This window comes from Micromonospora sp. CA-248260 (assembly GCF_050942205.1).
Taxonomy (GTDB): domain Bacteria; phylum Actinomycetota; class Actinomycetes; order Mycobacteriales; family Micromonosporaceae; genus Micromonospora; species Micromonospora antibiotica.
Map to the genome: position 1 here is coordinate 837,770 of NZ_CP192021.1, position 25,776 is coordinate 863,545.

The following is a 25,776-nucleotide window of genomic DNA, read 5'->3' on the forward strand; positions in this document are numbered from 1 at the left end:
CTGACGCCGTGCCCGCCGAGGGACACGCCGCGCCTGCGCGTACGACCTGGTTGCCGGCCGGTTCGCCGCCGGCCGCCGACTCCGCCGAGGAGCTGATCGTGGAGATGCCGTTCGACATCCGCCCGTGCCGGTGGGACGTCACCCGGTGACCGAGGCCTGGCGACCGGACGACGACGACCAGCATCGGCGCGGCAGCAGCGGACCGGTCCGGGTCCGGGTCCCCGCGAAGGTCAACCTGCACCTCGGGGTGGGCCCGCTGCGCCGGGACGGCTACCACGAGCTGAACACCGTCTACCACGCGATCTCGATCTACGACGAGCTGACCGCCCGACGGGGCGACACGCTCACCCTGACCATGGAGGGTGAGGGCACCGGCGAGCTGGCCCTGGACGACTCCAACCTGGCCATCCGCGCCGCTCACGCCCTCGCCGGGTACGCCGGGGTGCTGCCGCACGCCCGGCTGCACCTGCGCAAGCAGATCCCGCTCGCCGGTGGGCTGGCCGGGGGCAGCGCCGACGCCGCCGCCGCGCTGGTCGCCTGCGACGCCCTGTGGGGCACCGGGCTGTCCCGCGACGAACTGGCCGGGATCGCCGCCGACCTCGGCTCGGACGTGCCGTTCCTGATTCACGGCGGCACCGCGTTGGGCACCGGCCGGGGCGAGGCGGTCAGCCCGGTGCTGGCCCGCCCCACCTCCTGGCACTGGGTGGTGGCCGTCGCCGACGGTGGCCTGTCCACCCCCGCCGCCTACCGGGAGTTGGACCGGCTGCGCGACGCCGGCACCGCCGGCACCCCGTTGGGCAGCACCGACGGACTGCTCGGTGCGCTGCGCCAACGTGACCCCCGGGTGCTGGCCGGCTGCCTCGGCAACGACCTGCAGGACGCCGCCCTGTCGATGCGCCCGGCCCTGGCCGACACGTTGAAGGCCGGGGAGGCCGCCGGGGCGCTCGCCGGGATCGTCTCGGGCTCCGGTCCGACCTGCGTCTTCCTGGCCCGGGACGCCGCCGACGCGCAGCGGATCGCCGCCGAGGTGGAATCCGCCGGGGTGTGCCGGGAGACCCGGGTGGCCCACGGCCCCGTGCCCGGTGCCCGCGTCGGCTGAGCCTTACCCAGGGTCGGGATCGACTCCCGTGGGCCGGGGGCGCGGTATCCGGTGACCGGGAACCCGCAACATCGGCCCCGATGAGTTGATCAACGTGCCTCGACCTGCTGTCCGGGGCGGTCCGACCCCGGTTCCGGCACGGGCGGGTGGGGCGGCGCGGGTGCCCGCGTACCCTTGCCCCAGGCGTCCCGAGGTGCCCGCCGGCACCGGGACGCCTTGATCATGAGAGGTGGGACCGTGGCCAACATCGTCAACCTGGACCGGGTGTCCAAGGGGTACGGCGCCGCCGGGCCGCTGCTCACCGACGTCTCGCTCGGCCTCGACGACGCCGACCGGATCGGTGTGGTCGGTCTCAACGGGGCCGGCAAGTCCACCCTGCTGCGGATGCTCACCAAGCAGGAGGGCCCCGACGACGGCCGGGTCACCCACCGCCGCGACCTGCGGGTGCTCTGGCTGCCGCAGGCCCTCACCCTCGCCCCCGAAGCCACCGTCCGGGACGTGGTGCTCGGCACCGCCTGGCTCGCCGAGGGCATGGGCGCCGAACACGAGTGGGCCGGCGACGCCGGGGTCCGGGCCATCCTCGACGGCCTCGGGATGCCCCACCTCGGCCTCGACCAGCCGGTCGGCCCGATGTCCGGCGGTGAACGCCGTCGGGTGGCCCTGGCCGCGCTGCTGGTCCGCGAATCCGACCTGCTCATCCTCGACGAGCCCACCAACCACCTCGACGTCGGCGGCGTCGACTGGCTGGCGAAACACCTGGTCGGCCGCCGGGGCGCGCTCGTCGTGGTCACCCACGACCGGTGGTTCCTCGACGCGGTCTGCACCACCACCTGGGAGGTCGCCGACCAGACCGTCCGGGCCTACGAGGGCGGCTTCGCCGCCTGGACGCTGGCCCGGGTCGAGCGGGAACGGGTCGCCGCCGCCACCGAGGCCCGCCGGCAGAACCTGCTCCGCAAGGAGATCGCCTGGCTGCGGCGCGGCCCGCCCGCCCGTACCTCCAAGCCGAAGTTCCGCATCGACGCCGCCAACGCGCTCATCGACGACGTGCCGCCGCCGCGCGACACCATGTCGTTGCAGCGGATGGCGACCGCCCGGCTCGGCAAGCAGGTGTACGACCTGGAGCACGTCCGGTTGCACGCCGGCCCCAAGGAGATCCTGCACGACACCACCTGGCAGGTCGGCCCCGGCGACCGGATCGCCATCCTCGGGCGCAACGGGGCCGGCAAGACCACCCTGCTGCGGCTGCTGGCCGGCATCACCCGCGCCGACGGCGGCCGGTTCCACACCGGGTCCACCGTCAAGCCGGCGTTCCTCTCCCAGGAGCTCGCCGAACTCCCCGGCCACCTGCGCGTCCTGGAGGCCGTCGAGGAGGTCGCCCGCCGGGTGCAGCTCGGTGACCGGGAGATCTCCGCCGCCCAGCTCGCCGAGGTGTTCGGCTTCGACGACCGGCGGCTCTGGACCCCGGTGAGCGACCTCTCCGGTGGGGAGCGCCGCCGGTTGCAGATGCTCCGGCTGCTCGCCGGGGAGCCCAACGTGCTGCTGTTCGACGAGCCCACCAACGACCTGGACACCGACACCCTCGCCGCGCTGGAGGACCTGCTCGACTCCTGGCCCGGCACGATCATCGTGGCCAGCCACGACCGCTACCTGATCGAACGGGTCACCGACGCCGCGTACGGGATGTTCGGCGACGGGCGGCTGGTGCACCTGCCGGGCGGCGTCGACGAGTACCTGGCCCGCGCCGCCGGACCCGGCCCGGCCCGGACGGCGACCGCCCCCACCGGCACGCCCGACGCCCCGGCCGGGGGCGGCATGTCCGCCGCCGACGCCCGGCAGGGCCGCAAGGAGCTGACCCGGCTGGAACGGCAGATCGGCAAGCTCGACCAGAAGGAGGCCGCCCTCCTCGACCAGCTCGCCACGCACGCCACCGACTACGCCCGGGTCGCCGACCTCGACGCGCAGCTCAAGGAGGTACGCGCCGAACGGGAGCGGACCGAGGAGACCTGGCTGACCCTGGCCGAGGAGATCCCGCCCCTGTAGACCGGGGACGACCCCGTGTGCGGCGTCACACTCCGGCGTACGGGACAATCGTCGGCGACCCTCACCTCGAACGGCGTTGGAGACACAGTCATGGCCCACACCCCCGTCAACCACCCCGCGCGGCCGGTCTACCGGGCGATCGGCGGGCTCATCGGTCTCTACCTCGTGGTTTTCGGCGCGCTCGGCGTCATCGCCAGCGCCGGCAACGACATCTTCGCCCAGGACGACACCAAGGTCCTCGGTCAGGGCACCAACCTCGGGTTCTCGCTGCTGTCCGTGCTGTTCGGGGTGGTCATCCTGGTCGGCACGGTGATCGGCCGCAACCTCGACGTGGCGATCAACCAGTGGTTGTCCTACACCCTGATGGTGATCAGCCTCGCCGGCCTGGCCTTCCTCCAGACCGACGCCAACGTGGTCAACTTCAGCATCCTGACGGTGATCGTGCTGATGACGCTCAGCCTCGTCCTGCTGATGGTCGGCATGTACGGCAAGGTCGGCACCGACGACGAGCAGGAAGCCTGGCAGAAGGCCCGCCTGGTGCTCTGACCCGGCTCGCGGGGTGGGCCGGGTGCCTGGCGTTTCGCCCACGCCGGACGGCGGGACGGGGGACAATTCTCCCGATATCGCGTCCGCGTGCAGGAGGGGTCATGGCGCACTTTCCGGTCAACCACCCGGCCCGCCCGCTGTACCGGGTCTTCGCCGGGCTCGTCGGCGTCTACATCCTGGTCTTCGGGGTGTGGGGCGTCGTGCAGTCCTGGGGTGAGCCGCTCTTCGCCCGGGGTGGTCACTGGGTGCTGGGCCTGCGTACCAACCTGGCGTTCTCGCTGGTCTCGGTGCTCTTCGGGCTCGTGCTGATCATCGGGGCGTCCCGGCGCGGCAACCTCGGGCACGTCATGAACCTCACCGCCGGGGTGGTCTTCATGGTCACCGGCATCGCGATGATGAGCGTGCTCCAGACCCGGGCCAACGTCCTCAACTTCTCCATGTCGACGGTGATCGTCTCGTTGCTGTTCGGGCTGCTGCTCCTCGCCACCGGCCTGTACGACAAGATCGGCACCGACGAGCACGCCGAACAGGAACGGGCCGACCGGCTCCACCCAGCCCGCTGAGTCGTCGCTCAGCCGGGCTGGCGGGTGGTGATCAGGCCCGGGTTCGCCTCCAGGTGGGACAGCCCGTTCCAGGCCAGGTTCACCAGGTGCGCCGCCACCGTCTCCTTACGCGGCCTGCGGACCTCCAACCACCAGCGGCCGGTCAACGCCACCATCCCCACCAGGGCCTGCGAATACAGCTCGGCCAGCTTCGGGTCGTAGCCCCGGCTGGAGAACTCGGCCGCCAGGATGTGCTCCACCTGGTGTCCCACGTCGTTCATCACACTGCTGAAGTTGCCGGTCGCCGACATCAACGGCGACTCCCGCACCAGCACCCGGAACCCGCTGGTCTCCTCCTCGATGTAGCCCAGCAGGGCCAGCGCCGCCTGCTCCAGCAGCTCCCGGGGATGACCGGCGGTCAGCGCCGTGCTGAGCCGGTCCAGCAGGGCCCGCACCTCCCGGTCGACGACCACCGCGTACAGGCCCTCCTTGCCGCCGAAGTGCTCGTAGATCACCGGCTTGGAGACCTGCGCCCGCGCCGCCACCTCCTCGATCGAGGTCGCGTCGAAGCCCTTCTCGGCGAAGACCTGCCGACCGATCGCGATCAGCTGCTCGCGCCGCCGCGCGGCCGACATCCGTACCCGGGACGCCGGTTTCGCGTCCGCCGCCGACAGCGCCCGTCGGGCACCGGTGTTCTCCCCGTCCGGGGCCTGCGCCATGTCGTCACCTCGTCGGCGCTCGGTGACGCCCTGTCGTGGAATGCTCCGGTCGTGCCCGCCTGTCTCGGTCACCCGGCCATCCTGCCAGGTGATCCACCCCGGCACCGCCGGGTTCAGCGCCGGATCGGCTCCCGCACCCGCCCGGCCACGACCCGGCGTGGACCCAGGCGGGCGGGCACGGCTGCCGACGGACCCGCGGGCCGCCGCCGGGGGCCCGGTGGCATGGCGACCGGGCCTGATGTCGTACGCCTGTTCTAATCTGCCGGTCATGACCGATCCCACGGCCGCCGAGGTGCGCCGGCTGCGCGCCGAGGAGGGGCTCTCCGTCCGGCAGATCCAGGCCCGCACCGGTCTGGGCCGCAACCGGGTGTACGCGCTGCTGCGCGGCGTTGCGGCACCGGCGTGGACCCGACGGCCGACGGCCAAGGACGGGCTGCGCGCGGCGGCGTTGGCACTGCGCGGCGAGGGCTGTTCGGTCAACGACATCGCGGTCCGGCTGGGGGTGGCGAAGTCGACCGCCTACCTCTGGGTCAGGCACCTGCCCCTCGACCCGGACGAGGAGATCGCCGCAGAGCGTCGACGGGCGCACTCCAAGGTGATGACGGATGCCCGGTGGTCGGCCCACCGGCAGGCACGGGACACCGCCCGGGCGGCGACCGTGGCGGACGCCGCGACCTGGGTCGGGTCGATGCGGCACCGTGAGCTGATCATGGTGGGCGCTGCGCTCTACTGGGCGGAGGGGGAGAAGGCCAAGCCCTGGCGGCCCCACGAGTGTCGGGTCAGGTTCATCAACAGCGATCCAGGGCTGGTCGACATCTTCGTCCGTTTCGTCGAGGCGATGGGCGCACCGCGGGCGACCCTGCGCTTCCGGGTGAGCATCCACGAAACCGCTGACTCCGAGGCGGCTGTCCGTTGGTGGGCTGAGCGGGTGGGTGTCCCGGCCGAGACGTTCCGCCCCACGTCGCTCAAGCGTCATCGCCCGACCACGGTGCGGCACAACACCGGTGAGGACTATCGAGGTTGTCTGATCGTCGACGTGCCCAGGTCGCGGCAGATGTACTGGCGGATAGAGGGGATCATGAAGGGAATGGGCGATGGCGGCGACGGTGAGGGGCGGTAAGGTGTAGGAGGTCGACCGAGCTACTCGGTTTGTCCGTTATAGACCGTCCCGGGTCGTCTAATGGCAGGACGTCAGGTTTTGGTCCTGATTGTAGGGGTTCGAGTCCTCTCCCGGGAGCTTCTGCTGATCCGCCCCCGTCGTCTGGTTAGCATGGCGTCGAGACTGTCGCCTTCCCCGACGGGAGCCCACCCGTGTCCCAGCCCCACCGCCGTACCGTCGTCGTGCTCGCCGCCGGGGAGGGCAAGCGGATGAAGTCGGCGCTGCCCAAGGTGTTGCATCCACTGCTCGGCCGGACGCTGCTCGGTCACGTGCTGGCCGCCGCCGGCCCGCTGGGCGCGGACCGCACCGTGGTGGTGGTCGGGCACGGTGCCGAGCAGGTACGCGCCCACCTGGCCGAGATCGCCCCGGACGCCACCGGGGTCCTCCAGGCCGAGCAACTCGGCACCGGGCACGCCGTGCGGATCGCGTTGGACGCGGTGCCGGAGTCCACCGGCACCGTCGTGGTGATCAACGGGGACGTGCCGCTGCTGCGGACCGGGACGGTGGACGCACTGGTCACGGCGCACGAGGGTGAGGGCGCGGCGGCCACCGTGCTCGCCGCGGAGGTGCCCGACCCGACCGGCCTGGGGCGCATCGTCCGGGACGCCGCCGGCCGGCTGGAACAGATCGTCGAGGAACGCGACGCGACCCCCGCCCAACGCGCGCTGCGGGAGATCAACGCCGGCATCTACGCCTTCGACCTGGCCCGGCTGCGGGCCGCGCTGGGCAAGCTCTCCACCGACAACGACCAGGGCGAGGAGTACCTCACCGACGTCTTCGGGCTGCTCGTCTCGGCCGGTGAGCCGGTGGGCGTGCACGTGGCCGCCGACCACGTCGAGACGCTGGGCTGCAACGACCGGGTGGAGCTGGCCGGGTTGCGCCGGCTGCTGCGGGACCGGGTCAACGAGGCGTGGATGCGGACCGGGGTGACGATCCTCGACCCGGCGACGACCTGGATCGACGTGACCGTCACCGTCGAGCGGGACGCGGTGCTCGACCAGAACACCCAGTTGCGTGGCGCGACGGTGGTGGGGGCCGAGGCGGTGGTCGGGCCGGACGTGACGCTGATCGACACGGTGGTGGGCCCGGCGGCGACGGTGCTGCGCAGCCACGCCACCGGCGCCGAGGTGGGCCCGGGGGCGAGCGTCGGCCCGTACGCCTACCTGCGGCCGGCGGCGCGGCTGGCCGAGAAGGCGAAGGTGGGCACCTTCGTCGAGGTGAAGAACTCCGACGTCGGGCCGGGCGCGAAGGTGCCGCACCTGTCGTACGTGGGGGACGCGACGATCGGGGCGAGGGCGAACATCGGCGCGGCGACGATCTTCGTGAACTACGACGGGGTGAACAAGCACCGCACGGTGGTCGGTGACGGCGCGTTCGTCGGCTGCGACACCAACCTGATCGCACCGGTCGAGGTGGGTGCGGGGGCGTACGTGGCGGCGGGCAGTGCGCTCAGCCAGGACGTGCCGCCGGGGGCGTTGGGGGTGACCCGGGCACCGCAGCGCAACATCGAGGGTTGGGTGCTGCGCAACCGGCCGGGCACGGTCTCCGCTCGCGCGGCGGAGCAGGCCCGCGCGGCTGGTGAGGATGCGTCGGGCGGGTCGCCGTCGGCAAGTGAAGGTGAGGCAATCCACGGGGGTGCCGAGACGGTGTGAGGGTCGGCGGGGCCGGGGCATACTGCAACCGAATACCCCGGCCCACCACCGCCGGGCACCACCGACCAACGGGAGCAGACGGGCCCATGGGCAGCATCGTCGCCGAAAACCGTAAGAGCCTGATGCTCTTTTCCGGACGTGGCTTTCCGGAGTTGGCCAAGGAGATCGGTGAGGTGCTCGGCGTGGCGCCGACCCCTTCCGACGCGTACGAGTTCGCCAACGGTGAGATCTTCGTACGGTTCCGCGACTCGGTACGTGGTTCGGACGCCTTCGTGGTGCAGTCCGTCACGCACGGGGTCAACACCTGGGTCATGGAGACCCTGATCATGGTCGACGCGTTGAAGCGGGGGTCGGCGAAGCGGATCACCGTGGTCCTGCCGTTCTACCCGTACTCCCGGCAGGACAAGAAGCACCGCGGTCGCGAGCCGATCTCGGCGCGGCTGGTGGCCGACCTACTCAAGACGGCCGGGGCGAACCGGATCCTCACCGTCGACCTGCACACCGCGCAGATCCAGGGCTTCTTCGACGGCCCGGTGGACCACCTCTTCGCGATGGACATCCTCGCCGAGTACGTGGAGCACAAGTTCGCCGGCCGGCCGATGACGGTCGTGGCCCCGGACTCGGGTCGGGTACGGGTGGCGGAGCGGTGGACGGACCGGCTGGGCGGCTGCCCGCTGGCGTTCATCCACAAGACCCGGGACCCGTTGAAGCCCAACCAGGTGGTGGCGAACCGGGTGGTCGGCGAGGTGGAGGGCCGGGTCTGCCTGATCGTCGACGACATGATCGACACCGGGGGGACGATCGCCAAGGCGGCCGAGATCCTCAAGGAGTCCGGTGCGGCGGAGATCGTGGTGGCCTCCACCCACGCCCTGTTGTCCGACCCGGCGACCGAGCGGTTGAAGAACAGCCCGATCACCGAGGTGGTGGTGACCAACACCCTGCCGTTGCCGGCGGACAAGCAACTCGACAAGCTCACCGTGCTGTCGATCGCGCCGCTGCTGGCCCGGGCGATCCGGGAGGTCTTCGACGACGGGTCGGTGACCACCCTCTTCGGTGGCCTGAGCTGACGGGGCACCTGGTCAGCAGCGGCGGCTGACCGCCGGCCGGGACGGCGTACGACGGCGTCCCGGGCCGGTGGGCCGGTGTGGTCGGGGCCGCGTCCGGCAATGCGGTCCGGACCCGGTGGGCCCGCCGGTCGGGGCACGTCGGGTGGCGCGGCCGACGGTGCGGTCCGGCCCGGTGGGGCGGGGCCGCGCCCGGAGACGGGGACTGCCGGAGAGCGCGGAAAGACCTCGGGTAGACTGGTGCGGTTGCCACGGCGAGGGTGCCCGGCGGGTCGCTGATCGAGCGCCGCACGGAGGCACCGTCATCGACGCGGTGCTCCGGGCAGTCGTTCATGACGCATGAGCCCCAAGCGAGCCCCTCGCCCCAGCACCGCCAGACGACAAGCCGCCGTAGCGTTGAGCATCAGGAGTTTTCCCGTGTCCGAGGTAAAGATCAGCGCCGAGCCCCGTACGGAGTTCGGCAAGGGTGGTGCCCGTCGTACCCGCCGGGCCGGCAAGGTGCCCGCCGTGCTGTACGGCCACGGCGAGAAGCCCAAGCACATCGCGCTTCCGGCGCGGGAGTTCGCCGCCGCGATCCGTAAGGGCGGTGCCAACCAGCTCTTCGCGATCGAGGTCAGCGACGGCACCCAGGTGCTGGCCCTGCCGAAGGCGATCCAGCGTGACCCGATCCGGGACAGCTTCGAGCACGTGGACCTGCTGCTGGTCCGTCGGGGCGAGAAGGTCACCGTCGACGTCCCGGTCCAGCTGACCGGTGAGGCCGCGCGGGACACCCTGATCGTGCACGACCACGACACCCTCTCGGTGACCGCCGACGCCACCAAGGTGCCGGACCACCTGGAGGCCTCGATCGAGGGCCTGGAGGCCGGCAGCCAGGTCACCGCCGCCGACGTCGAGCTGCCCTCGGGTGTCGAGCTGGCCGCCGACGCGGACCAGACGGTCGCCTCGGTGACCGCCGCCCCGACCGCCGAGCAGCTCGAGGCGACCCTGCCCGAGATCGAGACCCCGGCGACGGAGGCCGAAGAGGCCGCCGAGGGTGCGGAGACCGCCGAGGCCGGCGAGACTCCGGCCGCCGAGGGCGCGGAGAGCACCGAGGCGAAGACCGAGGCCTGACCGGTCGCATCGTTCACGGCAGGCGCTCCCGTCGCGGGGGCGCCTGCCGGCGTATCGGGGCACCGGCGGCGGGCAGACGGCGAGCGGGAGGTACGGGACGTGACGGACGAGACGGGGCCGTGGCTGGTGGTCGGCCTGGGCAATCCGGGTCGGGAGTACGCCGGCAACCGGCACAACGTCGGCTTCATGGTCGCCGAGTTGCTCGCCGTACGGCTGGGTGGGCGGTTCGGGCGGTACAAGCGGGTGGTGGCGGACGTCGCCGAGGGGCGGCTCGGTTTCGGTGGGCCGAAGCTGGTGCTGCTCAAGCCGCAGACGTACATGAACCTCTCCGGTGGGCCGGTGGCCGCGCTGGCGCAGTTCCACAAGATCCCAGTCGACCGGGTGATCGCCGTGCACGACGAGTTGGACATCCCGTACGGGCAGCTGCGGGTGAAGCAGGGCGGTGGCGAGGGCGGGCACAACGGTCTGCGCTCGATGTCGAAGTCGCTCGGGACGAAGGACTACGTGCGGGTGCGGTTCGGCATCGGCCGGCCGCCGGGGCGGCAGGACCCGGCGGATTTTGTGCTGTCGGATTTCGGCACCGCGGAGCGCAAGGAGTTGGAGTTTCTGGTGGATCGGGCTGCTGACATGGTGGAGTCGGTGGTCAGCAAGGGTGTGGAGCCGACCCAGAACGCCTACCACGGGGCCTGATTTCGCGGGGGCGTACTCGTGGCGCGGCGGGGATGGCGGTAGTCTGCGCGTTCTGACGTGGCGTGCCCCCAACGGGCCGTGGTTGGGACGGGAGCGAGTTCGTGGGCAGTCCTCCGATGATCGACGGCGCGTTCGCCCGCTGGCTGGCGGACCGGGCCGGGCAGGCCCTGCTGGCGCTGCGCGACGAGATGGGGTTCGCGGACGCGGCGGCGTTGAAGTCGGCCGGGGACAAGGTCTCCCACGATCTGATCCGCAGCGAGTTGGCGAAGTGGCGGCCCGGTGACGCCGTCCTCTCCGAGGAGGACGAGGGGTCCCGGCTGGTGGACTCCACGGACGGCGTCTCCCGGCTGACCGCCGACCGGGTGTGGATCATCGACCCGTTGGACGGCACCCGGGAGTTCTCCGAGCAGGGGCGTGCCGACTGGGCGGTGCACGTGGCGCTCTGGGCGCGCAACGCGCCGACGCCGCACGGGCTGGTGGCGGGCGCGGTGGGTCTGCCGGCGCAGCACCGGGTGCTGGGCACGGACTATCCGCCGGCGTACCCGCCGATGACGGTGGAGGCGGCGACCTCGGGCGACCGTACGCTGCGGTTGGCGGCGAGTCGGAGCCGACCGCCGGCCTTCCTCACCGACCTGGCCGAGGATGTGGGCGCCCAACTGGTGCCGATGGGTTCGGCGGGGGCGAAGATCGCGGCGGTGGTGACCGGTGACGTGGACGCCTACATCCACGCGGGCGGCCAGTACGAGTGGGATTCGGCGGCCCCGATCGCTGTGGCGACGGCCACCGGTCTGCACGCTTCCCGAATCGACGGTTCTGCGCTGAGATACAACGAGGCGGATCCGCGCCTGCCGGACCTGCTGGTCTGCCGCAAGGATCTCGCCAGCCGGTTGCTTGCAGCGCTGCAGAGGCATTCCGGGTAGCCTGAGCGCTGTTTTTGATTTGTCCGACCGGAAAGGTCTGGAATCCATGAACGGATCCGCGCCGATCGAGCCTGTGGCATGACCGCCCCCGGCCGCTTCTACCAGGTCTCCCACCTCGACGCGCTCGAGGCGGAGAGCATCTTCGTGATGCGTGAGGTGGTCGCCGAGATGGAGCGGCCGGTGCTGCTCTTCTCCGGTGGCAAGGACTCGATCGTGATGCTGCGCCTGGCGCAGAAGGCGTTCGCGCCAGCCAACATCCCGTTCCCGGTGATGCACGTCGACACCGGGCACAACTTCCCCGAGGTGCTCGACTACCGCGACGAGCGGGTCGCCGAGCTGGGCCTGCACCTGATCGTGGCCAGCGTGCCCGACGCCCTGGCCGCCGGGACGGTCCGCGAGTCCGGTGACGGGATGCGGAACCGGATCCAGACGCCGGTGTTGTTGGACGCGGTGGAGAAGCACCGGTTCGACGCGTTGTTCGGTGGGGCGCGGCGGGACGAGGAGAAGGCGCGGGCGAAGGAGCGGGTGTTCTCGTTCCGGGACGAGTTCGGGCAGTGGGATCCGAAGAATCAGCGGCCGGAGTTGTGGTCGTTGTACAACGGTCGGCATCATCCGGGTGAGTCGATCCGGGTGTTCCCGTTGTCGAACTGGACCGAGTTGGACATCTGGCACTACATCGCGCGGGAGCGGGTGCCGTTGCCGTCGATCTACTACGCGCACGACCGTGAGGTGATCGAACGCGACGGCATGTTCTACGCCGTCAACGAGTTCTTCCAGCCCCGGGCCGGCGAGCAGCGGTTCAAGGCCCGGGTGCGGTACCGCACGGTCGGCGACGCCTCCTGCACGGCGGCCGTCCGCTCGGATGCCGACACGGTGGAGAAGGTGATCGACGAGGTGGCCGCGACGCGGATCACCGAGCGGGGCGCGACCCGGGGCGACGACCGGGTCAGCGAGGCCGCCATGGAGGACCGCAAGCGGGAGGGCTACTTCTGATGAGCGCCGAGACGGTGTCACCCGAGGTCGAGGCCCGGCCGATGGATCTGCTGCGGTTCGCCACCGCGGGCAGTGTGGACGACGGTAAGTCGACCCTGATCGGTCGGTTGCTGTATGACACGAAGTCGTTGTTCACCGACCAGTTGGCGGCGGTGGAGGCGGTCAGCGCGGCCCGGGGTGACGAGTACACCAACCTGGCGTTGCTCACCGACGGTCTGCGGGCCGAACGGGAGCAGGGCATCACCATCGACGTGGCGTACCGGTACTTCGCCACCCCCCGGCGCAAGTTCATCATCGCCGACACCCCGGGGCACACCCAGTACACCCGCAACATGGTGACGGGCGCGTCCACCGCCGATCTGGCGTTGATCCTGGTGGACGCCCGTAAGGGCCTGGTGGAGCAGTCGCGGCGGCACGCGTTCCTGTGTTCGCTGCTGCGGGTGCCGCACCTGGTGTTGTGCGTCAACAAGATGGACCTGGTCGACTACTCCCAGGAGGTCTTCGAGCAGATCGCCGACGAGTTCACCGCCTTCGCGGCGAAACTCGACGCGCCGGACCTGACCGTGGTGCCGATCTCCGCGCTGCGCGGCGACAACATCGTCACCCGCTCGGAGCACATGCCGTGGTACGAGGGCCCGTCACTGCTGCATCACCTGGAGCACGTGCACATCGCCTCGGACCGCAACCTGGTCGACGTCCGGTTCCCGGTGCAGTACGTGATCCGCCCCCAGTCGACCACGGTCACCGACTACCGGGGCTACGCCGGGCAGGTCGCCTCCGGGGTCCTCAAGCCCGGCGACGAGGTGATGGTCCTGCCGTCCGGCTTCACCAGCCGGATCGCCGCCATCGACACCGCCGACGGCCCCGTCGACGAGGCGTTCCCGCCGATGTCGGTCACCGTCCGCCTCGACGACGAGATCGACATCTCGCGCGGAGACATGATCTGCCGGCCGAACAACGCCCCGACCGTCTCGCAGGACATCGAGGCGATGGTCTGCTGGATGGACGAGACCCGCCCGCTCCAGGTCGGCGGCAAGTACACGATCAAGCACACCACCCGGACGGCGCGGACGATCGTGCGTGGCCTGTACTACCGCCTCGACGTGAACACCCTGCATCGCGACGAGACCGCCAGTGAGCTGCGACTCAACGAGATCGGCCGGGTCCGGTTGCGCACCACCGTCCCGCTGCTGGCCGACGAGTACCGCCGCAACCGCACCACCGGCGGCTTCATCATCATCGACGAGGCCACCAACCGCACCGTAGCCTCCGGCATGATCGTCGACACCGCCTGACCCACCCCCCAGCGCCCCGCCCAATCCCGCCTCGTCCCGTCCCGTCCCACCTCGTCCCGTCCGTCCCACCTCATCGGCTCTCGGTGATCAAGAGCTTTGCGTCAGTTTCCGCCCGGCAGACGACGCAAAGCTCTTGATCACCGAGCCCCACCGCGCCTTTCCCCGCCCCACCGGCCCTGCCGCGCCTCATGTCCGGCTGCCCGTCTCGCCCCGGTGATCAAGAGCTTTTGGTCAGATTTTGCTGGTGGGTTGACGTAAACCTCTTGATCAACGGGGCGAGGGCGGGGTGGGGGCGAGGGCGGGGTGGGGGCGAGGGTGGGGTGGGGTTAGGGGAGGGGGGTGGTGCCGGGGGAGGGGTGGGCGGTGAGGGTGGTGGGGGTGGAGAAGCCGCGTTCGGCGTAGGCGGTACGGACGGCCGCCGCCACCTGTTCCGCAGCCGCCGCTTCGACCAGGGCGAGGACGCAGCCGCCGAAGCCGCCGCCGGTCATCCGGGCACCGAGGGCGCCGGCCGCGAGCGCCGCCTCGACGGCGGTGTCGACCTCGGGGACGGTGATCTCGAAGTCGTCCCGCATGGAGGCGTGCGAGGCGGTCAGCAGCGGCCCGATCTCGGGCACCCGGCCGGCGCGCAGCAGTGCGACGGTGTCGAGCACCCGCTGGTTCTCGGTGACCACGTGCCGGACCCGGCGTCGGGTCTCGTCGTCGGGCAGCCGGGCCAGGGCGTCGTCGAGGCCGGCGGCCGGCACGTCGCGTAGCGCGGGCACCCCGAGCAGGGCGGCGGCCCGTTCGCAGGCGGCGCGGCGGGAGGCGTACTCGCCGTCGGCGTGCCGGTGCGGGGCGCGGCTGTCTATCACCAGGATGGCCAGGTCGGCGGCGTCCAGGTCGAACGGGATGTGTTCGACTGACTCGTCCCGGCAGTCGAGGAAGAGGGCGTGGCCGGCGCGGCAGCGGAGCACCGCCGACTGGTCCATGATGCCGGTCGGCGCACCGACGTAGCCGTTCTCGGCGCGCTGGGCCAGCCGGGGGCGGTGCTCGTCGGGCAGGTCCAACCCGCCCAGGTCGACCAGGGCGGTGAGTACCGCCGCTTCCAGGGCCGCCGAGGAGGAGAGCCCGGAGCCGAGCGGCACGTCCGAGGCGATGGCCAGCCGGGCGCCGGGGACGGCGTACCCGGCTTCGCGCAGGGCCCAGACCACGCCGGCGACGTACCCACCCCAGCCGGTGACCCGTCCCGGGGTGTCGGCCTCGGTGGCGCCGAAGTCGACCGGCCGGTCGGCGATCTCCGACCGGACCGTCCAGCGTTCGCCGGGCTGCGGGCCGGCGGCGACCACGGTACGCAGCGGAAGGGCGAAGGGCAGCACGAATCCGTCGTTGTAGTCGGTGTGCTCGCCGATCAGGTTGACCCGTCCGGGTGCCGCCCAGCGTCCGGCGGGCGTCGCGTCGTACCCGGAGGAGAAGCCGGCGGTGGCGCGGTCGGCGACGTCGGGCCGGCCCGTCACGACTGCTCCAGCACGTGCGAGCGGTAGAACGCCCAGGCGTCGCCCACCATGTCGGTCAGGGTCGGTTTCTCGGGCACCCAGCCCAACTCCTGGCGGGCCAGTGTCGAGGAGGCGACGAGTTCGGCCGGGTCGCCCTCGCGGCGGGGAGCGGTCTCGACGGGCACCGGGTGGCCGGTGATCTCACGGACCACGTCGACTACCTGCCGGTTGGTGAAGCCGTTGCCGTTGCCGAGGTTGTAGATGCGGTGCCGGCCGGGCACGGCGGCGGTGAGCGCCAACAGGTGGGCGCGGGCCAGGTCCTCGACGTGGATGTAGTCGCGCACGCAGGTGCCGTCGACGGTGGGGTAGTCGTCGCCGAAGAGTTGGAGTTTCTCCCGGCGGCCGGCGGCGACGTCGAGGGCGATGGGGATGAGGTGGGTCTCCGGGTCGTGCCGTTCGCCGATGGCGAGGCCGTCGCGCAGGTAGGCGCCGGCGACGTTGAAGTAGCGCAGCGACACGGCGGCGAGGTCGTGTGCGGTCGCCTCGGAGGTGAGCACCAGGTCGACGGCGAGCTTGGTGGCCCCGTACGTGTTGGTGGGGGCCTTGACGGCGGTCTCCGGGATGGGCAGTTCGACCGGGTTGCCGTAGACGGCGGCGGTGGAGGAGAAGACCAGGCGTGGCACCCGGGCGGCCCGGACGGCGTCGACCAACGCGATGGAGCTGACCGTGTTGGCGTGCCAGTACCGCTCGGGGTGGACCATCGACTCGCCGGCGGCGATCAGCGCGGCGAAGTGCAGCACCCCGTCGTAGCCGGCGTCGGGGGTGAGGACCCGGGCGGCCTCGTGCACGGGCAGGTCGACGTGGGTGGCGTCGGGGGCCAGTGCGGCCCGGTGGCCGGTGCGCAGGTCGTCCAGGACCGTCACCTGGTGGCCGGCGTCGAGCAGCATCCGGGTCACCACGCTGCCGATGAACCCGGCGCCGCCGGTGACGAGCAGTTTCACGTCGGTCCTCCTGCCTGGCCGCGCCCGCTGCGGCCGTTCGTGATCACCCTACGGGCGGGTGCTGTCGTCGCGCTGTGCGTCGCGGGGTCGGCGCTATTCCATCACGAACCTTCATAGTTGAACAGATCCGCACATCGCCCACCGTTCGTGGTTGGCGGCCCTACCATCACTTCCATGCGGGAAGCGGGCGGTCCCGGGCCCCGCAGACGCGCGCCGGGGCGGACCAGACGCGTACCCGGGCCGGTGGCCCGCGGTGTCGCCCGGCTGGTCGTCCGGGCCGCCGACGGCGCCACCCGGCTCGTCACCGACCTGCTCGGCGCCAGCCCCGTCGCCGGTCGGGAACGGATCAGCGAGCACGAACTGCGTGACCTGGTCGCCGCGAACACCGTGCTCGACCCCGACGAACGGCGGATCATCGACGAGGTGCTGGTCGCCGGGGCCAGTCTGGTCCGCGAGGTGATGATGCCCCGCACCGAGGTGGTCTTCCTCTCCGCCGGACTGACCCTCGCCGAGGCCGAACGGCTGGTCCGGGCCGAGCCGCACACCCGCTACCCGGTGGTCGACGGCACCCACGACGACGTGGTCGGCTTCGTCCACCTGCGCGACGTGCTGCTGCGCCCCGACCTGGACCGGGCGACCACGGTGGGCCGGGTGAGCCGGGAGGTGAAGCGGCTGCCCGGCAGTAAGCGGGTGCTCGCCGCGCTGACCGAGATGCGCCGGGAGGGCCACCACCTCGCCGTGGTGGTCGACGAGTACGGCGGCACCGCCGGCATCGTCACCTGCGAGGACCTGATCGAGGAGTTGGTCGGGGAGATCCACGACGAGCACGCCGGTCCACCCGAACCGGTGGCGGCCGGTCTGCCGGCCGTGGTGGACGGCCGGCTCAACCTGGCCGACTTCGCCGAACGGACCGGGGTGCCGCTGCCCACCGGCCCCTACGAGACGGTCGGCGGGTACGTGATGGCGGCGCTCGGCCGGCTCCCGGTGGCCGGGGACGAGGTCCCGGTCACCGCGTCGGACGATCCGTCGGCGACGGACCCGGCCGACGGCTGGCTGCTGCGGGTGCTCACCCTCGACGGGCGTCGGGTGTCCCGGGTCGCGGTCTCCGCCGCCCGCCTGCCCGAGCCGCGCCGGGAGGCCGCCGCTGCCGCGGCACCGGCCGACGTCGCGCGGGCGTCGGTACGGGAGGTCACCGCCGCGGCGGAACCGGCGGCGAGTCGACCCGCCGGCCCGTCATGACGTACGCCGGAGGTTGCTGACAGAATTGCCGGCATGTCCGACGTTCCCGCCCGCCCCCGCGTCTTCTCCGGCATCCAGCCGACGGCCGACTCGTTCCACCTCGGCAACTACCTGGGCGCGGTGCGGCACTGGGTGGCGTTGCAGGACACCCACGAGGCGTTCTACTGCGTGGTCGACCTGCACGCGATCACCGCCGGGCACGATCCGGCGGTGCTGCGGCAGCGCACCCGGGTGGCCGCCGCGCAGCTCTTCGCGGTCGGCATCGACCCGGAGCGCAGCGCCCTGTTCGTCCAGTCGCAGGTGCCCGAGCACGCGCAGCTGGCCTGGGTGCTGGGCTGCATCACCGGTTTCGGTGAGGCGAGCCGGATGACCCAGTTCAAGGACAAGTCGCAGAAGCAGGGCAGCGACCGGTCCAGCGTCGGCCTGTTCACGTACCCGATCCTCCAGGCCGCCGACATCCTGCTCTACCAGGCCGACGCGGTGCCGGTCGGCGAGGACCAGCGGCAGCACCTGGAGCTGTCCCGGGATCTGGCCCAGCGGTTCAACTCGCTGTTCGGGCCGACCTTCACGGTGCCCGCCCCGCACATCGTCAAGGACACTGCCAAGATCACTGACCTGCAGGAGCCGACGGCGAAGATGTCCAAGTCGTCGTCCTCGCCGACCGGCATCATCGACCTGTTGGAGGATCCGGCCCGCTCGGCCAAGAAGATCCGCTCGGCGGTGACCGACACCGGCCGGGAGATCGTCTTCGACACCGAGACCAAGCCCGGGGTGTCCAACCTGCTCACCATCCACTCCGCGCTGTCCGGCCGGAGCATCGACGACCTGGTGGCCGCGTACGCGGGCCGGGGGTACGGCGATCTCAAGAAGGAGCTGGGCGAGGTGGTCCGCGAGTTCGTCACCCCGATCCAGGAACGCACCCGGGGGTACCTCGACGATCCCGCCCAGCTCGACAAGCTGCTCGCCGCCGGTGCGGAGAAGGCCCGCGAGGTCACCGTGCCGACGCTGCGCACAGCGTACGAGCGGGTCGGGTTCCTGGCGCCGGTCCACTTCGAGTAGTCATGGGCGGGGCGGCGGTACGGGTCGAGACGATGGCCGGAGGGGTGGCGCGGAGCGTGGATCGCAGGGACGAGGTTCCGGTGGCCGGCGACACCATCCAGATCGGGATCGCGGTCGACATCCCGGAGCCGTGGGGTGAGCTGCTCACCCGACGGCGGGTGCAGACGGGTGACCCGCAGGTCGTCCCGGCGCACGTGACACTGCTCGGTCCGACCGAGATCCCGGTGGCCGCGTTGGGGGCGGTCGAGGCGCATCTGGCCGAGGTGGCCGCCACCCACCTGCCGTTCACCCTGCATCTGCGGGGCACCGGCACGTTCCGGCCGGTGACCCAGGTGGTCTTCGTCGCGGTGGCGGCCGGGATCAGCGAGTGCGAGTTGCTCGCCGCCGCCATCAACGCCGCGCCCCAGCTGCACCGGGAGCTGCGCTTCCCGTACCACCCGCACGTCACCGTGGCGCAGGACGTCGCCCCCGAGGCGCTGGACCGGGCGTACGAGGACCTGGCGGACTTCTCGGCGATGTTCGAGGTGGAGGCGTTCACCCTGTTCTCGCACAGCGGTCAGACCCGGTGGCAGCCGCGCCGGGACTTCCGGCTCGGCGGCTGACCCGCCCGCCGGTGTCCGGTCGCAGCGCCGGCACGGGCGGCACCCCCGTCCACCGGTGGCCGGCGCCCCTTCCGCCGGCAGCCGGTTGGCGGGCCCGGTGACGACAGATCGGCGAGGATGACGTGGTGGATGCGTGGGGCCGGTGGACGGCCGGCATGGACCGCCGGTTCGCCGTGGCCCGGAGCCGGTGGCCGCGGCTCGACCATGTCTGGCGGGCGGTGGACCTCTACGGCGAGGTGCTGGGCGGACGGTTGGCCGCCGCCATCGCCTACTACGGCTTCTTCGCGGTCTTCGCCCTCGCCCTGGTGGCGTACTCGGTCTTCGGGGCGATCCTGGAGGACAACGACGAGGTCTCCGACGCGGTGGCGGCGTTCCTGCGGGACAACCTGCCCTTCCTCGACCCGCAGCAGATCGCCGAGAGTAGCAACGCGGTCGGGGTGGTGGGCCTGGTCATCCTGGTCTTCACCGGGATCGGCTGGGTGGAGGCGATCCGGTCGTCGCAGCGGCTGATGTACGGCTTCAACCAGCAGCCGGGCAACCTGTTGGTCCGCCCGCTGGTGGACCTGGGCGTGCTGCTGCTGGTCTTCGTCATGCTCGGAGTCTCGGTGGCGGCCGTGGACGCGTTGGAGTCGGTGCTGCGGTTCCTGCTGCGGGCCACCGGCTCGGTGGGGCTGACCACCATCAGCGCGGTGCTCAGCGTGCTGGTCAACGCGGTGCTGGCGACGGCGCTGCTGGTGGTGGTGCCCCGGCTGCGGATGAGCCGGCGACGGCTGCGGCCGGTGGTGCTGCTGGTGGCGGTCGGGATCACCCTGCTCAACACGGTCGGCCGGTTCTACATCGTGCGGACCGAGCGGAACCCGGCGTACGCGGTGGTGGCCGGTGCGGTGGCCGTGCTGCTCTACCTCTACCTGCTCAACCAGCTGGTGCTCTTCGGTGCCGCGCTCGCCGCCACCAGCCGGCACGGCCGGGTCGTCGACCTCTCCGAGGGCGCGGTGATGCGGCAGGTCAACGTCGAGGCCGACGTCGAGACCGAGACCGATCCGGGTACGCCGGGAGGAGCGGGCTGATGCTGATCGAGATCGACCCGGGCTCGGCGGTGCCCCCGTACGAGCAGGTGCGGGCGCAGCTCGCCGCGATGATCGGCGACGGCCGGTTGGCGGTGGGCACCCGGCTGGCCACGGTGCGGCAGTTCGCCGCCGAGCTGGGGCTGGCGGTGAACACGGTGGCCCGCGCCTACCGGGAGCTGGAGTCGGTTGGGCTGGTGCAGACCCGGGGCCGGCACGGCACCTTCGTCGCCCCGGGCCGGGACGACGCGGTCGACCGGTTGCAGCGGGCGGCCACCCGGTACGCCGAGGAGGCGGCCCGGCTGGGGGTGTCACCCGACCGGGCGCTGGCCCTGGTCCGCGCCGCCCTGGACACACCCTGACAGAACCGAGCCGAGGACAGGGCGAACGCCCCCGGTGACGCGGTACTCGTCACCGGGGGCGCTTGCTGACATTGCGCATCGGCTGGTCGGTCCGATGCCGGCGCTGCTAGTAGGGATCCTCGCAATCGTGGCCCGTGCGGTTGGCGATAGGGACGAACGCCATGGCGTCCCAGGCGATGTCGACGTTGCTGGCGGGCCCTGAATTGTTCAGCAGCACATACGATCCACGGCCCAGATTGTAGGCACCCAGGTAAACCCACTTGTCGTGACCGTTGATCCCGGGCAGCCCGGTGCCCTGATCCAGCTCGCAGGTGTACTCGCTGCCGTCGTTGCCGCCGCGATGACGTATTCTGCGGCGTCGTACTCGCCCCCGTGGCTGCACCCCCGTGGATATTTGCGGCGATTTCCGTCAGCCCTGATAGTTGCAGAGAATGATCTGAATGCGTAGCATTGAAAAATGTTCACCGTGCAGCTATTCGCCATGGCGGCTGGCGATGTGTGGTGACATCGTTTTCGATTAAATGTGACACGGGGGCACAATAGTGAACGGGTTTGAACGGGAAGTCGGATCGGCACCGGCGGATGGCGGGACGACGTCGAAGATGTCAAAAAAGTGGCTCCTGCTGGCGGTGCCTGTGGTGGTGTTGGCCCTGCTCCTGACCGCCGTGGTGTGGCGCGACAGCAGCGCGGCCCCCCAGCGGCCTCCCGGCCGGCAGGGCGACAGAGGTGAACCCCTGCCGCCTCCCACCCCCACCTCCACCCGCACCGGACCGGTTCCGGCGTTCGCCGGTATCACCCCGGCCAAGGTCACGGACGCCTGGGTCGAGCGCTGGCCCGGCCCGGTGACGGTCGACGGCGCACTGCGTATCGTCAACGTGACTTTGCCGGGCACTCGGGACGAACTGGCGGCTGCGGTCGGTCAGCCGGACAAGTACCGCCGGAACGAAGTGGCTCACATCTTCTGCAGGGTCAAGCTTCGTGGTGCCGTGCAGCGGCTTCTGTTGAAGAACCTGGTCGAGGGCTGCCTCGGTCCGGTCCTCACTGCCAAGGAGCGCACGGCGACGCTCGACTGGCTGCTGAAGGCGGATTTCTCCGCTCCGAGTGATCATATTCGGCAGTCCACCCGGTTCGAACTGCTCGCGATCCACAATGCCGACGAGAATCTGATGCTCAGCCTGAACGCGCGCTGATTTGCGGCGGCACGACGTCAGGACCGGTCGGCCGCCTCCGCTGCTGCCGGGTCGGGTCGCCGTGGGTTGAGGCGAATATCGCCCATGTTCGGGGTCGGGCCGACATGATGAGCCGGTGGGCGCACTTGTGACGCTGGACCTGCCGGACGACTCGCCGATGCTCGGCCTGCCGTGGATCATCACGGTTGGCCCGCTCGGCGACCCTGCGGAGTGGGAGCCTGTTGTCTGCGGCCCGTACGAGCGCCCGCACGCGTTGGCCCTGGCCGAGGCGGTGGTGGCCGACGAGCAGTTGCTGGCGGTGGTCGAGCCGCTGTTGCCGGCGCTGTCGGCCGAGGAGATCCGGGGCGAGATCACCGCGTCGCAGCTCGCCGCCGAGGACGAGGAGGCCCGGATCGAGGCCGCCGACCTCTACGGCGACTTCGACGACGTGCTCGACGAGCAGGAGGAGCCGGCGGTCGACGGGGCGGACCGGCCGGAGCCGCCGCCCGTACCGACCGTGGCGCAGGTGCGGGCGGGCTTCGCTCGGATCGCCGCGCTGCTGCGCGGCCGGTGACGGCTCCGCCGCTGGGGGACCGCGTCGTCGACCGGTGCCGGACGCCGACGGCTCGGGGCCCGGGGCGGGCCCGGTAAGCGATGGAGCTCCGGCCTCCCGGGGAGTCCGCTCCCCGGGAGGCCGGTGCCACCTCACCCCCCACCACAAGGGGTCGGCAGCCCAGTCGCCCGTCGGCGCGGGGCACAACGGACGACCAGGTCAAAGGCGGGTTACCCGGCTCAGCGCCGTTCGAACCACGCAGCTGCGTCCACCGGCAGGACGTGTCCGGTGTCCTGCTCGGTGAGGTCGGCGCTGGCCACCAGGGGACGGCCGTACCCGTCGATCCGGACCGGGGCGCCGCTGAGGTTGACCACGCAGGTCAGCCGGGCGTCGTCGGCGGCCCGGTGGAACGCCAGCACGCCGGGCCCGGTCTCCAACCAGACCACCGGGCCGGCGGTGGCGGCCAACGCCGGGTGCTCGTGCCGCACCCGCAGCGCCGCCCGGTACAGCTCCAGCGTCGAGCCGGGCGTCCCGGTCTGGGCGGCCACCGAGAGGGCCCGCCAGGTCGCCGGGGCCGGCAGCCAGCTCAGCGCGCTGCCCTGCGGACCGAAGCCGTACGGGGCCAGCTCGCCACTCCACGGGATGGGCACCCGGCAGCCGTCGCGGCTCTCCCCGGTACGCAGGAACGCCGGGTCCTGGCGGAGCGCGTCGGGCAGGTCCAGCACCTCGGGAAGGCCGAGTTCCTCACCCTGGTAGAGGTAGGTGGAGCCGGGCAGGGCCAGCATCAGCAGGGCGGCGGCGCGGGCCCGGCGCAGGCCGATCTCGCCGTCGCCGTACCGGGTGACGTGCCGCTGCCGGTCGTGGTTGGACAGTACCCAGGTGGTCGGCGCACCGACGATCGTCGACTCGGCCAGCGCGGTGTCGATCACCTTGCGGAACGAGTCTGCCGACCAGGTGGCGTCGAGGAAGTCGAAGCTGAACGCCTGGTGCAGCTCGTCCGGGCCGATGTAGCGGGCCAGTCGCTGCGGGGTCTCCGCCCACGCCTCGGCCACCGCCATCCGGCCACCGGGGTAGCTGTCCAGGATCGGCCGCCAGGCCCGGTAGATGTCGTGCACCTCGTCCTGGTCGAAGTAGGGCAGCCGGCCCTTGCCGAGCAGTTCCGACTGACGCCGGCCGGTGGTCATCGAGTTGAAGCCGACGTCCGGCAGCCCTTCCGCCTTGATCATCCCGTGGGCGACGTCGATGCGGAACCCGTCGACGCCCCGGTCGAGCCAGAACCGCAACACGTCCTCGAACTCGGCGCGCACCTGCGGGTGCCGCCAGTTCAGGTCGGGCTGGGCGGGGTCGAACAGGTGCAGGTACCACTGGCCGTCGGGCAGCCGGGTCCAGGCGGGGCCGCCGAAGATGCTCTCCCAGTCGTTCGGCGGCAGCTCACCGTGCGCGCCCTGACCGTCGGCGAACAGATAACGCTCCCGCTCCGGGGAGCCGGGGCCGGCGGCGAGGGCGGCGGTGAACCACGGGTGCGCGCTGGAGGTGTGGTTGGGCACCAGGTCCACGATGATCCGCAGGCCCAGCGCGTGCGCGTCGGCGATCATGGCGTCGAAGTCGGCGAGACTGCCGAAGAGCGGGTCGACGTCGCGGTAGTCGGCCACGTCGTAGCCGGCGTCGATCTGCGGCGAGGTGTAGAACGGGGTGAGCCAGAGCGCGTCCACGCCGAGGTCACGCAGGTAGGGCAGCCGCTGCCGGATGCCACCGAGGTCGCCGACGCCGTCGCCGTCGGAGTCGGCGAAGCTGCGGACGTACACCTGGTAGACGACCGCGGCACGCCACCAGTCGTCGGAGGTCTGCGGCGTGGGGTCGGTGGCGGCGGTCATCGGCGGAGCTCCCCGTTCTGTGGCGGGACGGCGGCACCCGCGCGGTGGTGGGTGACGGACGCGGGTGTGGAGAGAATGCCGGCCGAATGCTGCAAGAGTCAAGCAGGGCTTGCGCAAGAAATGACGCCCGTCACCCGCGGCCAGGGTGGGGTCGGCCCGCCCCCGTCCCAGCAGCCGGGAGATGGGCCCGGCGACGGAGCGCCGCATCCGCCCGGTCCGGCGTCGGTTCGCCGCCGGACCGGGCGGGCTGGCGGATCAGGTGGAATGGCGGATCAGGTGGGCTGGCGGATCAGATGGGCCGGGCAGGCTGGCAGGTCGGGTGGCTCACGGCCTGGGCGCAGATGCGGGCTCCGCAGCTCAGGCGGAGGCGGGGCAGCAGTGGAACTGGGGCGTGGCTCAGGCGGGGACGGCGAGGGCGGTGGGTGCCGGGTGGGGCCGGCCCGGGCCGGCCTGGCCGGCCACCGCGGTCGATCCGCGTACCACCAGCTCCGGGCGGAACAGGTATTCCGAGTGCGGGGCGGCGTGCCCGTTGATCTCGTCGACCAGGGCCCGGACCGCCGCCACCGCCATCGCGGCCACCGGCTGCCGCATGGTGGTCAGCGGCGGGTCGGTGAAGGCCATCAGCGGTGAGTCGTCGTAGCCGACCACCGACAGCTCGCCGGGGACGGACAGGCCGCGCTGCCGGCCGGCCCGGACCGCACCCAACGCCATCAGGTCGGAGCCGCAGACGATCCCGGTGACCCCGCGTTCGATCAGTCGCCCGGCGGCGGCCTCGCCGCCCTCGACGCCGAACAGCGACAGCTCGGCGAGCGCGTCCAGCTCGCTGCCGGTGGAGCCGAGCCGGGTCATCGCGGCCCGGAAGCCGGCCACCCGGCGCTGCACCGGCACGAACCGGTCCGGCCCGGTGATCAGGCCGATCCGCCGGTGCCCGAGCGCGACCAGGTGCGCCACGGCCAGCTCGGTGGCCTCCCGGTCGTCGCAGGAGACGAAGGGTGCGGCGATGCCGGGGGCGTACCCGTTGATCATGACGACCGGCAGCGGCCGGGCGATCAGCGCGCGGTACCGGTCATGGTTGGCGGCCGTGTCGGCGTGCAGGCCGGAGACGAAGACGATGCCGGAGACCTGCCGGTCGAGCAGCATCTCCACGTACTCGTCCTCGGTGACCCCGCCCGGGGTCTGGGTGCACAGCACCGGGGTGAACCCGCTCTGCGCCAGCGTCGACTCGATGACCTGGGCGAACGCCGGGAAGATCGGATTCTCCAGCTCCGGCACCACCAGCCCGACCAGCCCGGCGCTGCGCTTGCGCAGCCGGGCCGGGCGCTCGTAGCCGAGCACGTCGAGGGCGGTCAGGACGGCCTGCCGGGTCTCGGGGGCCACGCCGGGGCGGTCGTTGAGCACCCGCGACACCGTGGCCTCGCTGACTTCGGCCTGTTGGGCGATGTCGGACAGTCGAGCGCGCATGGCGGAACTTTAACCCAAGGGCAAGTTCTTGCGTACGTCTCTGCAAGCCCTTCCATAATATGCAACCTCTTGCTAACGTCCCGGCAACACG

25 protein-coding genes and 1 tRNA gene are annotated in these 25,776 nt (G+C 71.7%); 21 read left to right on the forward strand and 5 right to left on the reverse strand.

Translation table 11 applies throughout. The annotated features are described in order from the left end of the window. Positions 1-8: 8 nt before the first annotated feature. From ACQP2H_RS03985 to ACQP2H_RS04005, 5 genes are all read left to right on the forward strand, one after another. Complete coding sequence (locus ACQP2H_RS03985; RefSeq protein WP_208570402.1) at positions 9-149, forward strand: hypothetical protein; 141 nt, start codon at positions 9-11, stop codon at positions 147-149. Then, positions 146-1,099 (forward strand): 4-(cytidine 5'-diphospho)-2-C-methyl-D-erythritol kinase, encoded by a 954-nt coding sequence (locus ACQP2H_RS03990; RefSeq protein WP_208570403.1) that lies wholly within the window; start codon positions 146-148, stop codon positions 1,097-1,099. The genes ACQP2H_RS03985 and ACQP2H_RS03990 overlap by 4 nt, the downstream gene beginning before the upstream one ends. A 237-nt stretch (positions 1,100-1,336) precedes the next feature. Next, entirely contained in the window at positions 1,337-3,139 is a 1,803-nt protein-coding gene (locus ACQP2H_RS03995) for an ABC-F family ATP-binding cassette domain-containing protein (protein ID WP_357536167.1), read from the forward strand. Positions 3,140-3,229: 90 nt separating this feature from the next. Further along, positions 3,230-3,685: a DUF4383 domain-containing protein gene (locus tag ACQP2H_RS04000; RefSeq protein ID WP_208570405.1), complete on the forward strand. Its 456-nt coding sequence runs from the start codon at positions 3,230-3,232 to the stop codon at positions 3,683-3,685. A 101-nt stretch (positions 3,686-3,786) separates the two neighbouring features. After that, on the forward strand, positions 3,787-4,248 hold the full coding sequence (locus tag ACQP2H_RS04005; protein WP_357536169.1) for a DUF4383 domain-containing protein: 462 nt from the start codon (positions 3,787-3,789) through the stop codon (positions 4,246-4,248). Between the two features lie 8 nt (positions 4,249-4,256). Here ACQP2H_RS04005 and ACQP2H_RS04010 read toward each other — a convergent pair whose 3' ends face one another. Then, positions 4,257-4,946 (reverse strand): TetR/AcrR family transcriptional regulator, encoded by a 690-nt coding sequence (locus ACQP2H_RS04010; protein WP_208570407.1) that lies wholly within the window; start codon positions 4,944-4,946, stop codon positions 4,257-4,259. A gap of 268 nt (positions 4,947-5,214) precedes the next feature. Here ACQP2H_RS04010 and ACQP2H_RS04015 point away from each other — a divergent pair, with 268 nt between their 5' ends. The 9 genes from ACQP2H_RS04015 (at position 5,215) to cysN (ending at position 13,829) form a co-directional block, all read left to right on the forward strand. Further along, positions 5,215-6,066, forward strand: a complete 852-nt coding sequence (locus ACQP2H_RS04015) for a resolvase (protein ID WP_433231133.1) — start codon at positions 5,215-5,217, stop codon at positions 6,064-6,066. A 46-nt stretch (positions 6,067-6,112) separates the two neighbouring features. Continuing rightward, positions 6,113-6,183 (forward strand) — tRNA-Gln (locus ACQP2H_RS04020). A 74-nt stretch (positions 6,184-6,257) separates the two neighbouring features. Beyond that, positions 6,258-7,757, forward strand: a complete 1,500-nt coding sequence (glmU, locus tag ACQP2H_RS04025; RefSeq protein ID WP_219466876.1) for a bifunctional UDP-N-acetylglucosamine diphosphorylase/glucosamine-1-phosphate N-acetyltransferase GlmU — start codon at positions 6,258-6,260, stop codon at positions 7,755-7,757. A gap of 86 nt (positions 7,758-7,843) precedes the next feature. Next, a complete protein-coding gene (locus tag ACQP2H_RS04030) occupies positions 7,844-8,824 on the forward strand; it encodes a ribose-phosphate diphosphokinase (RefSeq protein ID WP_208570410.1) in 981 nt (326 codons plus the stop codon). A 414-nt stretch (positions 8,825-9,238) separates the two neighbouring features. Continuing rightward, positions 9,239-9,931 (forward strand): 50S ribosomal protein L25/general stress protein Ctc, encoded by a 693-nt coding sequence (locus ACQP2H_RS04035; RefSeq protein WP_208570411.1) that lies wholly within the window; start codon positions 9,239-9,241, stop codon positions 9,929-9,931. Between the two features lie 99 nt (positions 9,932-10,030). Continuing rightward, a complete protein-coding gene (pth, locus tag ACQP2H_RS04040) occupies positions 10,031-10,621 on the forward strand; it encodes an aminoacyl-tRNA hydrolase (RefSeq protein WP_208570412.1) in 591 nt (196 codons plus the stop codon). Positions 10,622-10,737: 116 nt separating this feature from the next. Then, positions 10,738-11,541, forward strand: a complete 804-nt coding sequence (locus ACQP2H_RS04045; protein ID WP_208570425.1) for a 3'(2'),5'-bisphosphate nucleotidase CysQ — start codon at positions 10,738-10,740, stop codon at positions 11,539-11,541. Between the two features lie 78 nt (positions 11,542-11,619). Continuing rightward, complete coding sequence (cysD, locus tag ACQP2H_RS04050; RefSeq protein ID WP_357536175.1) at positions 11,620-12,534, forward strand: sulfate adenylyltransferase subunit CysD; 915 nt, start codon at positions 11,620-11,622, stop codon at positions 12,532-12,534. Next, positions 12,534-13,829: a sulfate adenylyltransferase subunit CysN gene (cysN, locus tag ACQP2H_RS04055; RefSeq protein ID WP_219466881.1), complete on the forward strand. Its 1,296-nt coding sequence runs from the start codon at positions 12,534-12,536 to the stop codon at positions 13,827-13,829. Before cysD ends, cysN begins: the two co-directional genes overlap by 1 nt. A 326-nt stretch (positions 13,830-14,155) precedes the next feature. Here cysN and galK read toward each other — a convergent pair whose 3' ends face one another. Both galK and galE read right to left on the reverse strand, forming a co-directional pair. Next, complete coding sequence (gene galK / locus ACQP2H_RS04060; protein WP_433231139.1) at positions 14,156-15,322, reverse strand: galactokinase; 1,167 nt, start codon at positions 15,320-15,322, stop codon at positions 14,156-14,158. Next, positions 15,319-16,248, reverse strand: a complete 930-nt coding sequence (gene galE, locus ACQP2H_RS04065) for a UDP-glucose 4-epimerase GalE (RefSeq protein WP_357536338.1) — start codon at positions 16,246-16,248, stop codon at positions 15,319-15,321. Before galE ends, galK begins: the two co-directional genes overlap by 4 nt. A 228-nt stretch (positions 16,249-16,476) precedes the next feature. Here galE and ACQP2H_RS04070 point away from each other — a divergent pair, with 228 nt between their 5' ends. From ACQP2H_RS04070 to ACQP2H_RS04100, 7 genes are all read left to right on the forward strand, one after another. Beyond that, the gene (locus ACQP2H_RS04070; RefSeq protein ID WP_433231142.1) at positions 16,477-17,541 is read left to right on the forward strand and encodes a hemolysin family protein; all 1,065 of its coding nucleotides are present in this window, start codon (positions 16,477-16,479) and stop codon (positions 17,539-17,541) included. A gap of 33 nt (positions 17,542-17,574) precedes the next feature. After that, positions 17,575-18,600 carry a tryptophan--tRNA ligase gene (gene trpS / locus ACQP2H_RS04075; RefSeq protein ID WP_219466907.1) on the forward strand — a complete coding sequence of 342 codons (1,026 nt, stop codon included), beginning with the start codon at positions 17,575-17,577 and terminating at the stop codon, positions 18,598-18,600. Positions 18,601-18,632: 32 nt separating this feature from the next. Further along, on the forward strand, positions 18,633-19,202 hold the full coding sequence (locus ACQP2H_RS04080; protein WP_244252842.1) for a 2'-5' RNA ligase family protein: 570 nt from the start codon (positions 18,633-18,635) through the stop codon (positions 19,200-19,202). Positions 19,203-19,357: 155 nt separating this feature from the next. Then, positions 19,358-20,269, forward strand: coding sequence for a YhjD/YihY/BrkB family envelope integrity protein (locus ACQP2H_RS04085; protein ID WP_433233438.1), 912 nt, complete (start codon positions 19,358-19,360; stop codon positions 20,267-20,269). After that, positions 20,269-20,628, forward strand: coding sequence for a GntR family transcriptional regulator (locus tag ACQP2H_RS04090; protein ID WP_433231146.1), 360 nt, complete (start codon positions 20,269-20,271; stop codon positions 20,626-20,628). Before ACQP2H_RS04085 ends, ACQP2H_RS04090 begins: the two co-directional genes overlap by 1 nt. A 542-nt stretch (positions 20,629-21,170) precedes the next feature. Continuing rightward, entirely contained in the window at positions 21,171-21,818 is a 648-nt protein-coding gene (locus tag ACQP2H_RS04095; protein WP_433231149.1) for a hypothetical protein, read from the forward strand. Positions 21,819-21,933: 115 nt separating this feature from the next. After that, positions 21,934-22,371, forward strand: a complete 438-nt coding sequence (locus ACQP2H_RS04100) for a hypothetical protein (RefSeq protein ID WP_433231152.1) — start codon at positions 21,934-21,936, stop codon at positions 22,369-22,371. A 218-nt stretch (positions 22,372-22,589) separates the two neighbouring features. Here the strand turns inward: ACQP2H_RS04100 and ACQP2H_RS04105 are convergent, their stop codons facing one another. Next, positions 22,590-24,224 (reverse strand): glycoside hydrolase family 13 protein, encoded by a 1,635-nt coding sequence (locus tag ACQP2H_RS04105; protein WP_433231154.1) that lies wholly within the window; start codon positions 24,222-24,224, stop codon positions 22,590-22,592. A gap of 396 nt (positions 24,225-24,620) precedes the next feature. Next, positions 24,621-25,685, reverse strand: coding sequence for a LacI family DNA-binding transcriptional regulator (locus ACQP2H_RS04110; RefSeq protein ID WP_357536187.1), 1,065 nt, complete (start codon positions 25,683-25,685; stop codon positions 24,621-24,623). Positions 25,686-25,776 lie beyond the last annotated feature (91 nt).

Coding starts and splice junctions, on each gene's coding strand:
- ACQP2H_RS04000 (WP_208570405.1), top strand. CDS start 3,230: ATGGCCCACACCCCCGTCAACCACCCCGCGCGGCCGGTCTACCGGGCG.
- ACQP2H_RS04005 (WP_357536169.1), top strand. CDS start 3,787: ATGGCGCACTTTCCGGTCAACCACCCGGCCCGCCCGCTGTACCGGGTC.
- ACQP2H_RS04010 (WP_208570407.1), bottom strand. CDS start 4,946: ATGGCGCAGGCCCCGGACGGGGAGAACACCGGTGCCCGACGGGCGCTG.
- ACQP2H_RS04015 (WP_433231133.1), top strand. CDS start 5,215: ATGACCGATCCCACGGCCGCCGAGGTGCGCCGGCTGCGCGCCGAGGAG.
- ACQP2H_RS04030 (WP_208570410.1), top strand. CDS start 7,844: ATGGGCAGCATCGTCGCCGAAAACCGTAAGAGCCTGATGCTCTTTTCC.
- ACQP2H_RS04045 (WP_208570425.1), top strand. CDS start 10,738: ATGATCGACGGCGCGTTCGCCCGCTGGCTGGCGGACCGGGCCGGGCAG.
- cysD (WP_357536175.1), top strand. CDS start 11,620: ATGACCGCCCCCGGCCGCTTCTACCAGGTCTCCCACCTCGACGCGCTC.
- cysN (WP_219466881.1), top strand. CDS start 12,534: ATGAGCGCCGAGACGGTGTCACCCGAGGTCGAGGCCCGGCCGATGGAT.
- galE (WP_357536338.1), bottom strand. CDS start 16,248: ATGCTGCTCGACGCCGGCCACCAGGTGACGGTCCTGGACGACCTGCGC.
- ACQP2H_RS04070 (WP_433231142.1), top strand. CDS start 16,477: ATGCGGGAAGCGGGCGGTCCCGGGCCCCGCAGACGCGCGCCGGGGCGG.
- trpS (WP_219466907.1), top strand. CDS start 17,575: ATGTCCGACGTTCCCGCCCGCCCCCGCGTCTTCTCCGGCATCCAGCCG.
- ACQP2H_RS04080 (WP_244252842.1), top strand. CDS start 18,633: ATGGCCGGAGGGGTGGCGCGGAGCGTGGATCGCAGGGACGAGGTTCCG.
- ACQP2H_RS04085 (WP_433233438.1), top strand. CDS start 19,358: ATGGACCGCCGGTTCGCCGTGGCCCGGAGCCGGTGGCCGCGGCTCGAC.
- ACQP2H_RS04090 (WP_433231146.1), top strand. CDS start 20,269: ATGCTGATCGAGATCGACCCGGGCTCGGCGGTGCCCCCGTACGAGCAG.
- ACQP2H_RS04105 (WP_433231154.1), bottom strand. CDS start 24,224: ATGACCGCCGCCACCGACCCCACGCCGCAGACCTCCGACGACTGGTGG.
- ACQP2H_RS04110 (WP_357536187.1), bottom strand. CDS start 25,685: ATGCGCGCTCGACTGTCCGACATCGCCCAACAGGCCGAAGTCAGCGAG.